At 34.5% G+C, this 15,376-nt stretch carries 14 protein-coding genes; 10 read left to right on the forward strand and 4 right to left on the reverse strand.

Annotation, left to right across the window (positions count from 1 at the left end):
• Window positions 1-19: 19 nt before the first annotated feature.
• Complete coding sequence (locus NST60_RS18055) at window positions 20-298, reverse strand: YtzH-like family protein (protein ID WP_016202841.1); 279 nt, start codon at window positions 296-298, stop codon at window positions 20-22.
• A 228-nt stretch (window positions 299-526) separates the two neighbouring features.
• Between NST60_RS18055 and trmB the strand changes: the two genes are divergently transcribed.
• Window positions 527-1,165: a tRNA (guanosine(46)-N7)-methyltransferase TrmB gene (trmB, locus tag NST60_RS18060; RefSeq protein ID WP_016202840.1), complete on the forward strand. Its 639-nt coding sequence runs from the start codon at window positions 527-529 to the stop codon at window positions 1,163-1,165.
• 93 nt (window positions 1,166-1,258) lie between these two features.
• Here the strand turns inward: trmB and NST60_RS18065 are convergent, their stop codons facing one another.
• On the reverse strand, window positions 1,259-1,573 hold the full coding sequence (locus NST60_RS18065) for a PepSY domain-containing protein (RefSeq protein WP_169188984.1): 315 nt from the start codon (window positions 1,571-1,573) through the stop codon (window positions 1,259-1,261).
• Window positions 1,574-1,843: 270 nt separating this feature from the next.
• On the opposite strand from NST60_RS18065, the gene NST60_RS18070 reads away from it, so the two are divergent.
• Together NST60_RS18070 and NST60_RS18075 are read left to right on the forward strand one after the other, a co-directional pair.
• Window positions 1,844-2,917 carry a M42 family metallopeptidase gene (locus NST60_RS18070; RefSeq protein WP_016202838.1) on the forward strand — a complete coding sequence of 358 codons (1,074 nt, stop codon included), beginning with the start codon at window positions 1,844-1,846 and terminating at the stop codon, window positions 2,915-2,917.
• A gap of 164 nt (window positions 2,918-3,081) precedes the next feature.
• On the forward strand, window positions 3,082-3,600 hold the full coding sequence (locus NST60_RS18075; protein WP_169188983.1) for a DUF84 family protein: 519 nt from the start codon (window positions 3,082-3,084) through the stop codon (window positions 3,598-3,600).
• A 56-nt stretch (window positions 3,601-3,656) separates the two neighbouring features.
• Here the strand turns inward: NST60_RS18075 and NST60_RS18080 are convergent, their stop codons facing one another.
• Entirely contained in the window at window positions 3,657-5,675 is a 2,019-nt protein-coding gene (locus tag NST60_RS18080; RefSeq protein ID WP_341099665.1) for a methyl-accepting chemotaxis protein, read from the reverse strand.
• A 238-nt stretch (window positions 5,676-5,913) separates the two neighbouring features.
• On the opposite strand from NST60_RS18080, the gene NST60_RS18085 reads away from it, so the two are divergent.
• The 4 genes from NST60_RS18085 to murC all read left to right on the forward strand — a co-directional run bounded on the left by NST60_RS18085 (window position 5,914) and on the right by murC (window position 12,207).
• Entirely contained in the window at window positions 5,914-6,228 is a 315-nt protein-coding gene (locus NST60_RS18085; protein ID WP_016202834.1) for a thioredoxin family protein, read from the forward strand.
• A gap of 245 nt (window positions 6,229-6,473) precedes the next feature.
• The gene (locus NST60_RS18090; RefSeq protein WP_016202833.1) at window positions 6,474-7,274 is read left to right on the forward strand and encodes a DUF1444 domain-containing protein; all 801 of its coding nucleotides are present in this window, start codon (window positions 6,474-6,476) and stop codon (window positions 7,272-7,274) included.
• Window positions 7,275-7,887: 613 nt separating this feature from the next.
• The gene (locus NST60_RS18095; protein WP_341099667.1) at window positions 7,888-10,650 is read left to right on the forward strand and encodes a DNA translocase FtsK; all 2,763 of its coding nucleotides are present in this window, start codon (window positions 7,888-7,890) and stop codon (window positions 10,648-10,650) included.
• A gap of 258 nt (window positions 10,651-10,908) precedes the next feature.
• Window positions 10,909-12,207 (forward strand): UDP-N-acetylmuramate--L-alanine ligase, encoded by a 1,299-nt coding sequence (gene murC, locus NST60_RS18100; RefSeq protein WP_016202831.1) that lies wholly within the window; start codon window positions 10,909-10,911, stop codon window positions 12,205-12,207.
• A gap of 152 nt (window positions 12,208-12,359) precedes the next feature.
• Here the strand turns inward: murC and NST60_RS18105 are convergent, their stop codons facing one another.
• Window positions 12,360-13,475 (reverse strand): aminopeptidase, encoded by a 1,116-nt coding sequence (locus NST60_RS18105; RefSeq protein ID WP_016202830.1) that lies wholly within the window; start codon window positions 13,473-13,475, stop codon window positions 12,360-12,362.
• Between the two features lie 280 nt (window positions 13,476-13,755).
• On the opposite strand from NST60_RS18105, the gene NST60_RS18110 reads away from it, so the two are divergent.
• The 3 genes from NST60_RS18110 to ytxJ all read left to right on the forward strand — a co-directional run bounded on the left by NST60_RS18110 (window position 13,756) and on the right by ytxJ (window position 15,220).
• Window positions 13,756-14,199, forward strand: a complete 444-nt coding sequence (locus tag NST60_RS18110; RefSeq protein WP_016202829.1) for a DUF948 domain-containing protein — start codon at window positions 13,756-13,758, stop codon at window positions 14,197-14,199.
• 15 nt (window positions 14,200-14,214) lie between these two features.
• Window positions 14,215-14,682, forward strand: a complete 468-nt coding sequence (locus NST60_RS18115) for a YtxH domain-containing protein (protein ID WP_212119611.1) — start codon at window positions 14,215-14,217, stop codon at window positions 14,680-14,682.
• 211 nt (window positions 14,683-14,893) lie between these two features.
• On the forward strand, window positions 14,894-15,220 hold the full coding sequence (gene ytxJ, locus NST60_RS18120; RefSeq protein WP_212119609.1) for a bacillithiol system redox-active protein YtxJ: 327 nt from the start codon (window positions 14,894-14,896) through the stop codon (window positions 15,218-15,220).
• Window positions 15,221-15,376 lie beyond the last annotated feature (156 nt).

Here is a 15,376-nt window from a genome sequence, read left to right on the forward strand (position 1 = left end):
TTTGCATATCGATTAGTTATTATGAAAAATTGTTAATCCCATCTACCCATTGAGACAATTGATCTTGGTATGAATGGATATGATTGTCTAAATCAGAGGCATTAACACCTTGTTCACTGTAACGGTGTATTTCCTCTAATATTGGAAGGATATTTTGATCAATTTGATCATTGGTTCTTAAGGAAGTAATCAACCTCTCTATTTGTTCGCATTCTGCTACAGATCCGCAGCAGTCGGTTTGTTGATTACTGAGAATATCAGCTAATAAAGTTAGTTGATGCTCATGATTTATAGGCATACTTAGAACACCCTTTCTATAGGTTCTAGTATGAAAAGAGTAAAATCATTCTTTTCAAATACCAGTTAAGGAATTCACTTATAGCTTGTGAATTCTTTTTTTCTTTATACAGATGTTCGTAATGTAAATTTATCCTTCAAAAAAATCAATTGCCAAGAAAAGAGTATTGCATCCATGTATAATGCATGATATTGTTTGAAACGATAGTTATTAATAAGGAGTGTCCACATGCGATTAAGACATAAACCATGGGCGAAAGATAAGTTAAGTGCATATCCACAATATGTTATCCAAAACCCAGAAGATTGGAAAGGTAAATGGGATCAGGCATTTAGTCAGAAAGGGCCGATCCATATTGAAATTGGTACCGGAAAAGGCCGATTTATTACAGAAATGGCAAAAGCAAATCCTTCCATCAATTATATCGGCGTAGAGCTTCAGGAGAGTGTTATTGTTTCTGCATTAGATCGCTTAATTGAGGCAGAGGTACCAAACTTGAAGTTAATGAATATGAATGCTGAAAAACTAAAGGATTACTTTGAAAAAGGGGAAATTGCACGAGTATATTTGAATTTCTCTGATCCTTGGCCAAAAACGAGACATGAAAAGCGAAGACTTACGTATAAAACGTTTTTAGCTTCCTACGAGTCTGTGCTTGGAAATCAAGGAGAAATCCATTTTAAAACAGATAATCAAGGTTTATTTGAGTATTCTTTAAGAAGTTTTTCTGAATACGGAATGCTTTTGAAATATGTAAGTCTTGACCTGCATAATAGTGATTTTGAAGGCAATATTATGACAGAGTATGAAGAAAAATTTTCTAATAGAGGAAATAGAATATATCGTTGTGAAGTGCAATTTAAATAACTGTGGAAAAGGCTATCTCGTATAAATGGAGATAGCTCTTTTTTATGATTAGAGTGCTATTTACTAGAAGTGTTGGCAAAATATTAAAAACACTTATGATAATTGATTAATGTCAATAATCTTACCTGTCTCACTATCAGAAACGAATTCAAATACTTCTTGTGTATCACCATTCATCCGTGTAATACCACCTCTATAAACGGTAAAAGAAGAGTCCACTGTGTGAAGCGTCTCTTTCTCCATATTAATCCAAGATCCGTTAATTGATCCCTTTTCTTTAAAAGCGGTTTTGGCTATATATAAAACCTGCTCACTTGAAAGACCACTGTTTTTAGAAATAGCTTCCTTGGCGATATAGCTTGCGGCTACTCCTACAACAACGCCGCCTATTATATGTTTCCAATTCATAACTTTAACCCCTTAGCTGTTTTTTTAGATCATTTTCAATAAAATTTCATTAGGCAATGGAAATAGCTCTATCAAAAAAACTAGATAATTCTATTATATCTAATTTATGTTATAGAAGAAATGCCTAGGATTTTTTTCTCCCTTTCGGCTAAAAAGAATGGAAAGGCATAAATTGCAATCAGTTAGTGGAAAGTAGTGGTATGCCTTTAGATATTTCGGTACAATAAATATATTATTAAAATACATAGTAATAAAAGGAGCTTTGCTATAATGGAACAACAAACATTAGATTTGTTTCGAACTTTAACAGAACTTCCAGGGATTGCTGGAAATGAACATCAAGTTCGAACTTTTATGAAAGAGCAATTAAGTCTTTATACCAATGAAATTGTCCAAGATAATCTTGGAAGCATTTTCGGAGTTAAAAGAGGAAAAGAGGATGGTCCGACTGTAATGGTTGCAGGCCATATGGATGAAGTTGGTTTTATGGTAACATCCATTACGGATAATGGAATGATTCGTTTTCAACCAATAGGCGGATGGTGGAATCAAGTTTTATTGGCACAAAGAGTACAAATAGAAACGAATCATGGCCCGGTTATTGGCGTCATTGGCTCCATACCACCTCATCTTTTAGATGAAGCAACAAGAAGCAAACCAATGGATATAAAAAACATGCTAATTGACATCGGTGCAGATGATAAAGAAGATGCGTTAAAAATTGGGATTAAGCCTGGTCAGATGATTGTCCCAATTTGTCCATTTACACAACTCGCTAATGAAAAGAAAATTATGGCGAAAGCTTGGGATAACCGTTACGGTTGTGGACTAGCGATTGAATTGTTAAAGAATCTTCAAGGTGAAGAGATTCCAAATATCTTATTCTCTGGAGCTACGGTACAGGAGGAGGTTGGTTTAAGAGGGGCTAGAACAGCAGCCAATATGATTAAACCAGACGTATTTTATGCTTTAGATGCAAGTCCGGCAAATGATGCATCAGGGGATAAAAATCAATTTGGACAGCTTGGAAAAGGAGCGTTACTGCGTATTTATGACCGCACAATGGTTATGCATAAAGGAATGAGAGAATTTATATTAGATACTGCAGAGTCTAATAATATTGCTTATCAGTACTTTATTTCACCTGGTGGAACTGATGCAGGTCAAGTTCATATTTCCAATCAAGGTGTACCTAGTGCTGTAATTGGAATTTGTTCTCGTTATATTCATACAAGTGCATCCATCATTCATATTGATGATTATGCAGCTGCCAAGGAACTGCTTACTAAATTAGTGAAAACGACAGATAGTACAACCATTGAAACATTGCGAGCTAATCAATAATAGCTGTTTGTATTTTAAAAATCTTTAAGACTTTAGGTACAATATAAAACTGGTTTACGAAAACTATATATGGATAAAGGTATCTCAACTATAATTGTTAATTGTTGAGATGCCTTTTTTGCAGGAGTTTTCTTTAATACTAATGGTTAGGAGAGAGAATTTAAGTGAAGGTTTGTATTGGCACAAATAATCAGGCAAAAGTAAAAGCTGTGCAAAATAGTCTCGGAAAAGATAAAAATATCGAGTTTGCGACATTTAACGTTAGCTCCGGTGTAAGCGACCAACCATTTTCAGATGAGGAAACGATTAAGGGAGCAATTAATCGAGCGATGACCGCACTGCAAGAGGGCAAAGGAGAGATAGGAATTGGATTGGAAGGTGGAGTGCAACGAACAAATAATATCCTCTTTTTAACTAATTGGGGAGCACTTGTATTAAAAGATGGAACCACCTTTATTGCTAGCGGAGCAAGAATACCATTGCCAAATGAAATCGAAATAGAATTACTTGCAGGGAGAGAATTAGGCCCAGTTATGGATGAATATGCACACAAAGAAAATGTTCGTTCATATGAAGGGGCTATTGGGATATTTACATCTGGAAGAATTAATAGAACATCTATGTTTGAACATGTTGTTGAATTACTTGTAGGACAAATGAAATTTCAGCAACATAATGAATAAAAAAATAGAAGAAGGAGTGATTCTAAGTTAACCTACTCCTTCTTGTATATAAAGTTTTAGATAATTTTGTTTTGCTTATTAGTCGTTTCATCAATAGCATAGAGTTTGAACTGACTAACTTCACTATGTAGATCTACGGAGATTTGATAGAGAAGAGAGGCAGAATCATTTATTTTTATTATAGTTTCTAATTGAACTTCACTAGATGCAGATACTTCTTGTGTTGAGGCAGCGGCAGATTGACTAACGTCATATACTTCCAAAACATGCTGTTTTAGAGATTGATTAGCTTCCTTGATCTGAGTAATCGCAGTGTTAATGGTAACTACTTTTATGTTTATATTGGAAATGGAATCTACTATATTTTCAAACACAGATTTTGTCGTATGAACAGATTTTTCCTGGCTACTACTAAATTCGTTTAATTGGTCAGCATTTTCTCTAAGCTGATTCATTTCTTGTGTCATTTCTGAAACTAATAATTGAATGTCTTCTGCTTCCTTCTTCGACTTTTCTGCTAAATTGCGGACTTCGGTTGCGACAACGGTGAATCCTTTTCCACTTTCCCCAGCTCTAGCTGCTTCAATGGCAGCATTTAAGGCAAGGAGATTTGTACTATCTGCTATCGTTTGAATTGTATCAACAATCGATGCGATTTTTTCTGAATATTGAGTTGCCTGTACCACTTTATTTGTTAGAACTTTTGTTAATTGGAGGAAATGAGATGATATATCTTCTAAATCCTTTACAATCCTAAGTCCTGTTTTACTTTCTTGACTAGCCGATAAAACTTCTTTTGTCACCTCTTTTTCCAGTATATCCGCCTCTTCTATTCTATTCTCCACATCTTTTATATTTTGAAGACTATTGTGAAGACGATTCGCTTGGTCAGATGCTCCTATTGCAATTTGCTGAATACTTTGGTCAACTTCATTAGCTTGAGCGGTTGTTTCTTCTGAGATTGAGCTTAATTGTCGCGAAGAGGCATGTAGTTGGTCTCCTGTAGTAGAGATAAAAAGTAAGCTATCTTGAACTTTTTCCGCCATCTGATTAAATGCTGTTGCAAGTATGCTCATTTCATCTTTCGTTGTGATAGGAATGCGATCATATAAATTTCCTGCACTGATTTTTTGAGCTGCTGTGATTAGTAATTGAATAGACTTGGATATCCTCTTTAAAAGAATTAACCCAATGATAAATAAAAGAAAAATAATTAGAATGCTGACTGAAATGATAATAATTGTATACATTCTACTTTTTTGATGTAAAACTATATTCAGTTTATCTTGCTCACTGATAATCGTTTTTTCTAGTTCTTGTACTTCAGTTTGAATGGATTTGGATTGTGAATCGAAGGCAGTAATAAAGGATGTACTTCCTTCATAGGATTTGTGTATTTCCTGCATTGCTGTAAGATAATGGTTAAAACTAGATGTAATGGGCTGTTTTTGCTCTGCAGAAAGGGAATTATTCTTTTCTAGTCTTTCCGCATATCCTGATGAAACCTCAAGGAAATTTTGATAAAAAGTTGGATTTTGGGTAGAGATATAATATTCTTCATTTTTATGTAGTTCTTGGAGCTCAGAAATAAGACTATTATCGTTCGTATACTGGATTATGGACTGCAGTTCTTTAATAGAGCTTTGAACATCACCTTTTAAGCCTTCGTAGGCTTCATAACCGATCGCCTCATACTGTAATGATAATGTTTCAAATCCTTTTAAGTAGGCATCTCCTTCTAATGCTATTTGCTTAAATTTCTGTTGCAGTTCCTCAGAAATCATACGATCCTTACTGTATTGTTCAGCTAGAAGTATCAGTTTGTTCACTTCTTCTTTTACATTTTCCCCTAAAGCATAGTTTGGTAATAGAAGGTATTCCCCCTCCACATTACGTGTCTGCAAAATAGTTGCTTTTATCTCTTTTCCCACTCCAACTATAGAAGCTAGATGCAGTTCTTGCTGCTTACTTTCCGTTTGCACACTTTTAAAAAATAATATAGCACCTAATAAAGAAATTAATCCGCAAATAGCTAAACCTAAAATAAAATATAATTTTGCTTTAATCGTTCTCATTTAATCACCTCTTTTGATTAAATATTCTTAAAAAACTGAATATTTAATAATTATAGATGTAATTATTAAATAGGACAATAGTCATTGTAAGCTTTTTTAGAAATAGTCAAAATAACTTAGAAAAAGCTTGGATTCAAGGTGATAAAAAGGAAGCAGTAGGAAAGCATATTAGTAGTGAGGAACATATTTTTCTGATACTATTTATAAAAAGGCTTCAATTATTTAGGGGGGCAATACAATGAAAGATTTGCAATCAGTGGAAGAATTTACAGAGTTAAAAAATAGCTCGGAAAGACATATTTTTCTTTTTTCCGCAGAATGGTGTGGAGACTGCCGATTTATCGAACCATTTATGCCAGAAGTAGAAGCGAAATATGATAACTATACATTTGTTCATGTGGATCGAGACAAATATATTGATACATGTATAGAGTTAGATGTGTTTGGCATCCCAAGTTTTATCGCATTTGAAGGCGGAAAAGAACTTGGTCGATTTGTAAGCAAAGATCGAAAAACACAAGAAGAAATTGAAAAGTTTATTGAGTCTCTATAAGAAAAATATAAGGTAATAGGAATATTAGTGGCGGAAACGTGTTAAAGAGGCGTTTATACTATAAAGGTTGTCTCGTATAAAAAGGTAGTTAAGGAAAACAAATAGTTCCTTGCTATAATTTTATAAGAGATAACCTTTTTCCTTGTGTTTGTAAAAAACGTAGTATCAAAAGAGATGAATATACAATCATTTAGCGTATAATAATAGGACGAAATCTAAAGGACGGAAGTGAAGCAATCATGAAAATGACGAGTAAGAAAATGAAGGATATGCTTAAACAAAGAATAAGCAATGAAGATCGAACTTTTACTTTTGATAGTAAAAAAGATCAAGTTCGCATAGAGAGTAAAGTAACGGGAAAAGGAGTTACTGTTTCTTTACCTGAAATCATTGCTAAATGGGAAACACAGAAAGAAAAAGCAGTAGATGAGATTGTTTATTATATCGAACATGGATTAGGTGCTATTGAAAAAGATGGGCAAATAGAAGGGAAAGAGAAGAAACTATTTCCTGTCATACGTTCGACTTCTTTTCCGCAACAGTCAAACGAAGAAATTCCATTTATAACTGATGAACATACAGCAGAAACAAGAGTTTATTATGCTTTAGATATGGGGAATACTTACCGTCTTGTTGATGAGAAATTGATGGAGAAGGAAGAATGGACCCCTACTTCTATAAAAGAGATGGCTCTTTTTAATGTTCGATCTCTATCCACACAAGTAAAGTCTGACAATGTGGCAGGAAATATTTTTTATTTCTTAAATAGCAATGATGGCTATGATGCAAGTAGAATACTAAATGATGCTTTTCTAAAAGAAATGAACGAAAAGGTAGAAGGGACCATGACTGTTGCTGTACCGCATCAAGATGTGCTTATTATTGGGGATATTCGAAATGAAACAGGATATGATGTCCTTGCTCAAATGACAATGAGCTTTTTTGCAAGTGGAAGAGTTCCCATTACGGCATTGTCTTTTCTTTATGAAGGTGGAGAATTAGAACCTATCTTTATATTAGGGAAAAATAAAAAACGAGAAAAATAATAGAAAAAATGTAATCAAATCGATTTATAATTTACTTTTGAATGACATCTAATTGAAATGTGTTTATATTAAAATAACAATTATGTAGATTAAAAAAATGAAATAAATGCCGTCTATTCTTTAAATAATGAAAGTAATCTTTTCCATATGTAAAGTTCCCTGTTTTAACTTAATTATATAGAGAGACTTAATGAAAGAGGCAATTAGGACTAAATTAGCTTTCAAAAGTGTCTCTTTTTTGTTTTATTCATTTGTTCCATTTATCCCACCCTTAACGGACAGTAAGACTCTGACTTTAAGCTTAAGAGAATTTGAGGAAGATAGAGCGGGATCAATTGTCCATAAAGGTCCAAATGGTTCAACTAACTTGCTGTGAGGGACGAAGGAAAACTCTTCGGATGGAAGTTTCACTTTAACATATTGCAGTTTGTTTTTACATCTTATAATGGCACGTGTAGAATGCCTCGAACAGAATGAGCCAAAAAAAGGGACAGCTGTCTTTGTTTAACCTCTATCTAAAGAGGGAAAGGGAGAGTTGTTAAAAAATAGTACTCGAAATTCTGAACATAACTGTTAAAATAGTAATGAGATTTGAAAGAAAGAGTGATTAAGTGTGAATTGGTTCAAGAAAGTATTTAAACAGTTTGTTAGTGAAGAAGAGGAGCTGAACCAAGTTGAAAAAACGGTTGAGATAGAAAATCAACCAAATGTTGAATCCACAGCATGGAAGAAAGAGATGGATTCCAAAGTTCTCTATCAATATCCAAAAGGTAATTTTCGATTTCCGTTAATACCAGATGGGGATGAAGATGATAGGAAAGAAGTAGACCGAAAGAAAAGAAGAGAACCTAGGCAATCATTTGTAAATGATCAGGAAGAAATCAATCAACCATTTAAACGACAATTTACGGAACAGCCGAAAAATAATTTCAAGGAAGAACAAGTATCAAATGCATATAGTGGAAATCGTCCGTTTAAGCCGACGGAAGTTGTTTCTCCGATATATGGATATAATCGTCCGGAAAGAAAAGAAACAAGCACAACGACATCACGACCTATAATAAAAGAGCCTGTTGACGGTTGGCAAAAATCATCTGTCATACAATCACAAGAAAGGCAAGATGAAGTGGTGCGGGAAATAGTGGAAGTGACTGATGCATTATTTGTAACTCCAAAAGCGGAAATAACTGAAGAGATAGCAGTAACTTCAGAAATGGAAATAACTGAAGAGATAGCTGCAACTCAGGAAGTAGAAGTAACCGAAGAGATAGCTGTAACTCCAGAAGCTGAAGTAACTGAAGAGATAGTAGTAACTCCAGAAATGGAAGTAACTGAAGAGATAGCTGCAACTCAGGAAGTCGAAGTAATTGAAGAGATAGCAATAACTCAGGAAGTCGAAACGACCGATGAGATAGACCTAGTTCGAGAACAAGCTACAATGACAATGGAAGAGCATAAACAAGAGTCGATTCTTTCTCCGTATCCAGAAGAATCATTAGATGAAGAGGAAGATGCACATCATTATAATAACGGAGATAGTTCATTAGAACTAGGAAAGATTGCTTCACCTGTTAGTCTTGAAAGGGATTGGGAGGATAATGAAGTAGATAGGCAGATAGAAAGCTTAGTAGATGAGCAGGAACATAATGAGCAACCGTTGTTGCGGTTTGAAGAAACAGAAGTAAAGGTAGAAGAAACCTTCCTGCAAAATAGCGAGGAGGTTGTTGAAGAGAAGGAAGAAAAAGATTTCTCAGAAAAAACATTGGAGAGAAAACCTCCTACTCGAAAAGGTCCTTTACCATTTAATGTGTTGATGCTGAATAAAGACAGACAGTCATTGGCGAATAAAAAAATCGAAAAAAAAGTTTATGATGAGCCAAAGCCAGAGCCAAAGCCAAAGGTCGAAGAAATAGTTCAACCTTTAAGCGAAGAGGATGAAGAGGTTTATCATAACTTACCATACTATGTTTTTCCTGAAGAAAATTTGTTGCATCCCCCTATTTTACAAATAGAAAAGGATGGATGGATTGAAGAGCAGACGATGCTTTTGAATGATACATTTACTAATTTTAATGTTCATGCCAAAGTGGTAAATGTAACTCAAGGACCTTCTGTTACTCGATACGAGGTTCAACCCGAACCAGGAGTAAAGGTTAGCAAAATTACAAACCTATCTGATGACTTAAAATTAAGTTTAGCTGCCAAGGATATAAGAATTGAAGCACCTATCCCTGGAAAACATACAATCGGTATTGAAGTGCCGAATCGGAATAGCCGGCCAGTGCTAATCAGAGAAATTTTAGAAAGCGATGAATTTAAAAATTCTTCTTCTCCTTTAACAGTTGCTATGGGGCTGGATATTTCCGGTAAACCAATTGTGACGGATTTACGAAAAATGCCTCATGGATTAATTGCGGGAGCAACCGGTTCTGGAAAAAGCGTATGTATAAATACAATGCTTGTAAGCTTGCTATATAAGGCAAAGCCAGAGGAACTGAAGTTATTGTTAGTAGATCCTAAAATGGTTGAGTTGGCTCCATATAACTATATACCACATTTGGCAAGTCCGGTTATTACCGATGTAAAGACTGCAACTGCTGCCTTAAAATGGGCCGTAGAAGAAATGGAAAGAAGATACGAACTTTTGGCACATGTAGGTGTTAGAGATATTTCAAAATATAATCAATTAGCAGAAGAGCATAAAAGATACAGTGAAAAATTGCCTTATTTAGTGATTATTATTGATGAGTTAGCGGATTTAATGATGATGGCTCCAGCTGATGTTGAAGAAGCAATCAGCAGAATAGCCCAAAAGGCAAGAGCCTGCGGAATTCATCTCTTAATTGCAACACAAAGACCATCTGTAGATGTTATTACAGGTTTAATAAAAGCAAATGTTCCAACAAGAATCGCCTTTTCTGTTTCCTCTCAAATTGATTCACGAACAGTGATTGATATAAGTGGTGCCGAAAAACTGTTAGGAAAGGGAGATATGCTGTTCTTAGAAAATGGCACATCAAAGCCAGTACGATTACAAGGAACGTATGTATCAGATGAAGAAATTGACCAAGTGGTTGCTCACGTAAGAAGAGAAAGAAAACCAGAATATTTATTTGAGCAAGAAGAGCTTTTAAAAAAGGTACAAATGTCTGAAGAAGAAGATGAGCTATTTTATGAAGCATGTGAATTTATTATTGAACAAGGTGGTGCTTCTACATCTAGTCTTCAAAGAAACTTTAAAATAGGGTATAATCGAGCAGCGAGGTTAATTGATATGATGGAGAAGCAAGGATTTATATCTGAAGCAAGAGGGACAAAACCGAGAGATGTATTAATTACAGAAAGTGAATTACTGCAATTTCAGGAAACGGAATAATACCAGAAGCATTTCTGTTTGGTAATTTCCATACATTGGAATTGTATTGTTGCATAGTTTTTCATCATGAAAGATGGTATAATGTATAAATGTGAAATGAAAAAAAGGAAAAAAAAGTTAATGTTCAGCTGGAACATGAATAATAAGCTGAATGAGAAAAATAAAATGGAACAAAAATTGCATACATAAATGCAATGAGCAAATTGAATGAGGATATCATATACTGTTAAAAGATATGCGTAGTTGGAGGTTCTTTATATGACTATTTACCACTTCGTAGGTATAAAAGGGTCGGGAATGAGTGCATTAGCACAAATTTTACATGATATGGGTTTTGAGGTACAAGGATCAGATGTGGAAAAAAGATTTTTCACTCAGATCGCTTTAGAACAGGCGGGAATTAAAATTCTTCCTTTTCACCGGGAAAATATTAAACCAGGAATGAATGTTATCGTAGGGAATGCATTTCCAGATACACATGAGGAAGTAGAAGAGGCTGTAAAGCTTGGTCTTCCAGTTATTCGTTACCATCGTTTCCTTGGAGACTTTATGAAACAATTTACAAGTATTGCTGTTACTGGAGCGCATGGAAAAACTTCAACAACTGGTTTGCTTTCCCATGTAATGAAAGGTGCAAAACCTACAGCATATTTAATTGGTGACGGAACAGGTAAAGGCGTATTGGAAGCAGAATATTTTGCTTTTGAGGCATGTGAATATAGAAGACATTTTCTGTCTTATTTCCCAGATTATGCGTTGATGACAAACATCGATTTTGACCATCCAGACTATTTTGCTAATGTGGATGATGTTTTTTCTGCTTTTCAAGAAATGGCATGGCAAGTTAAAAAGGGAATTTTTGCTTGTGGAGACGATGAACATCTGCAAAAAATTCAAGCAAAAGTACCAGTTGTGTTTTATGGTTTTGGAGATGAAAATGATTTCCAAGCGAGAAATGTAGAAAAAACGACAGAGGGTACAACTTTTGAAGTTTACGTTCGTAATACGTACTACAACACATTCTCCATTCCAACATTTGGTGACCATAATATTTTAAATGCTTTGGCTGTTATTACGCTTAGTCATTATGAGGAATTAGATGCGGAAATTGTGAAAGAAAGATTAATGACCTTTGAAGGTGTTAAACGCAGATTTACAGAAAAGGTAATTGGCTCACAGGTTATTATTGATGATTATGCTCACCATCCTACTGAAATTAAAGCAACAGTAGAAGCGGCCCGTCAAAAGTATCCTGATCGAGAAATTGTAGCTGTATTTCAGCCACATACATTCTCTCGTACACAAGCGTTTCTTCAAGAATTTGCAGATAGCTTAAATTTAGCAGACTCTACTTATCTATGTGATATATTTGGTTCTGCTCGTGAAAATCACGGAAAGTTAAGTATCATGGACTTAGCTGAAAAGGTACCTGGAAGCAAAATTATTTCAGTAGAGACTGTTTCTTCCTTAAAAGAACATACTGATAGTGTAATCTTGTTTATGGGTGCAGGTGATATTCAAAAATATCAAAGTGCTTATGAAAAAACATTAGGATAATAAAAAAGGACTCTTTCGCCTATACGTAAGAGTCCTTTTTCAATAGTTAAGAAATTATAAGTTTCTAGGAGCTGATGGCATTCACGATCGTTTACTGGACTTCCATTAAGCTCAGGAAGGTCACGCCACTAAACGGGTGCCCATAGCTTTTCTTATTTTAAATTCTCTGGATTTAATGCTTCTAATTCAGGAAGAACAAATTTTCCATCTTTTCTTATTAAAACATCATCGAAGTAGATTTCTCCACCACCATAATCAGGACGTTGAATATTTACCATATCCCAGTGGATATTGGAGTTATTACCGTTATAAGCATTATCATAGGCTTGTCCTGGTGTAAAGTGGAAGCTTCCATCGATTTTTTCATCAAATAAAATATCCTGCATTGGATGTAGAATATATGGGTTTACTCCTATTGCAAATTCCCCAATATAACGAGCACCTTCATCAGTATCCAATACTTTGTTTAGTCTCTCCGTATCGTTAGCTGTTGCATCGACAATTTTTCCATTTTCAAACTTTAAGCTAACATTTTCAAATGTAAATCCTTGGTAAGGCGAAGGAGTATTATAAGTTAGTAATCCATTAACCGAGTCACGTACAGGAGCAGTATAAACTTCACCATCTGGAATATTCATTTGACCAGAACACTTAATTGCTGGGATGTCTTTAATAGAGAAAGTTAAGTCTGTCCCTGGACCAGTTAAGCGAACTTTGTCAGTGCGGTTCATTAATGCTACAAGATTATCCATTGCTTTGTCCATTTTCCCATAATCCAGATTACAAACATCAAAATAGAAATCTTCAAATGCATCTGTACTCATTCTTGCAAGCTGTGCCATGGATGGGCTAGGGTAACGAAGGACAACCCATCTTGTTTTAGGAACGCGAATTTCTCTATGTACCTGTTTACCAATGGTTGACCCTTCAATCTTCATTTTTTCTGCAGGAACGTCTGCAAGCTCATTAATGTTATCACCAGCTCGAAGCCCAATATATGCATCCATATTACTCATCACATTTGCTTCAAATTGTGCCATCATATCATATTGCTCCTGTTGTGCTTCTAAAAGCAAAGAACGATTTACATCGTTATCCTTTAGGGAAACAAAAGGATAACCACCAGCTGCGTATGCTTCGCGTACAAGTGCTTTTACAAGTTCTTTTTGAAGTCCAAAATTTTCAATAAGAACCTTTTCGCCTTTTTGTAAGCGAATGGAATAATTAATTAGATTTTTTGCTAGTTGATCAATGCGTGGATCTTTCATATGTACCTCCAAATTTTTTTGTGATAACTTTCTTATTGTACCCGAAAATATTTTTTCCTTAAATAAAAAACAATAATAAAATACATTAAAAAGAAAAAATAGGATAAGTTAAAATGATATTTTACGCCTTTCATTAGAGCTTTTTCCTATTACTCGATAAAACCATAAAAGAGCTTTTAAGGAATCATTTGTTTCTGAAAGTTTTTCCAATTATAATAAAACTAAGGTTTTAGCAAACGCGAATCTGGGAAAAGACCAATAAAGTGGAGGTGCGATAAGGATGATAAATCTTTTATACTTAAGCGTAGCATTAATAGCTATTGCGTTTACAATTCTTGTCATTTATGTTGCGAGAACATTGAAATCATTACATACTACGCTGGATAGTGTTTCCAAAACACTCGTCGGGTTAGAAAGGCAACTAGATGGTGTCACGAGAGAAACAACTATTTTATTACAAAAGACGAATGATCTAGCGGCAGATATTCAACAGAAATCAGAAAGTTTAAATTCCGTTGTTGATGCAGTGAAGGATGTAGGATCAAGCGTACAAGGATTTAATCAATCTGTACAATCGATTACACAAAATGTAGAAAATACACTTGTAAAAAATCAAGATAAAATTGCTCAAATTGTTCAATATAGTAAAGTGTTTATGAATATTAAAGATCAATGGAAAGCTAGAAAAACAGAACAAAATCGTACTCGTGTAAGAAGCAATTAAAAGGAGGATGTTAGGATGAAGCGAGAACAAGAAATAATCCATGCAAATGAAAGCTCAAGTTCTAAGGATTTTCTATTTGGTGCATTTTTAGGTGGGATTGTTGGAGCAGCTACTGCGTTATTTCTTGCTCCAAAGCCAGGAAAAGAATTACTTCAAGATTTGAACGGACAAGCAGGAGTATTAAAGGAAAAAGGAATTGAGTTAACGGATACAGTAAAAGAAAAAGGATCAGAATTCATTTCTATTGCAAAAGATAAAACAGATCAATTAAGTAATGTAGTTACTAAAACTTCTGTTGATATTATGGATAAGGTGAAAAACACTAAAGGTCAAGAGAATACTTCAGACCGTTTTGACGAGCTGAAGGAACAAGCATCGGATTTAAGCACAAGTTTAAAAAGTACTGAATTCGATGAAATTCAACAAAAATTAGAAGAAACAAAACGTGCATTTGATGAGACAGAAAGTAAATATAACCAATGATAAAAACAATATCTGTATAAAACGTTGTTAAAGCTTGCAGTCTATACACACTTTGCTTTCTGCGTTCCAAGAGAGCCAATCTTTTTCGGACCAAGCAGGAAGTAATAAGTATATAGGCTGTTTTTTCTATGTAGGTATTAAGTAAATTCGCCGTTTAATCTTAATGAGTTGTTTGCAAATAATTAGATGGCAAGCGAAAGGGTGGATGAAAATGAAAAAAATAGACACGGTCGAAAAATTTGAGGAGCTAGTTAAGACTACTGATACTTTTTGGTTAGTTAAGCATAGTTTAACATGCCCTATTAGTGCTCATGCTTTTGATGAATATAAACAATATGAGCAAGAAAATCAAGAAATAGATACATACTACTTAGCTGTACAAGAGGCTAGACCATTATCTAATTATATTGCTGAAAAATATCAAGTAAGACATGAATCTCCACAAGCATTACTTTTTGCAGATAATAATATAGTTTGGCATGCATCACACAGGAAAATAAATATAGCCTCTTTACAAAAGGCCGTTAAAGAAAGATAGAATATTTATAATGCAGGATATAGACAAAAAGGAATTCAGAAGAAGAAAATTCTGAATTCCTTTTTTGTTTTTATTAAGGTCTTTTTCATATTTGCTGTTGCCCGCCGTCTAAATACTTTTTTTTCGCTTTCCATGGAGCGAGTGATGAGCCTTATG

The sequence above is a fragment of the Niallia sp. FSL W8-1348 genome, from assembly GCF_038006745.1.
GTDB lineage: Bacteria > Bacillota > Bacilli > Bacillales > Cytobacillaceae > Niallia > Niallia alba.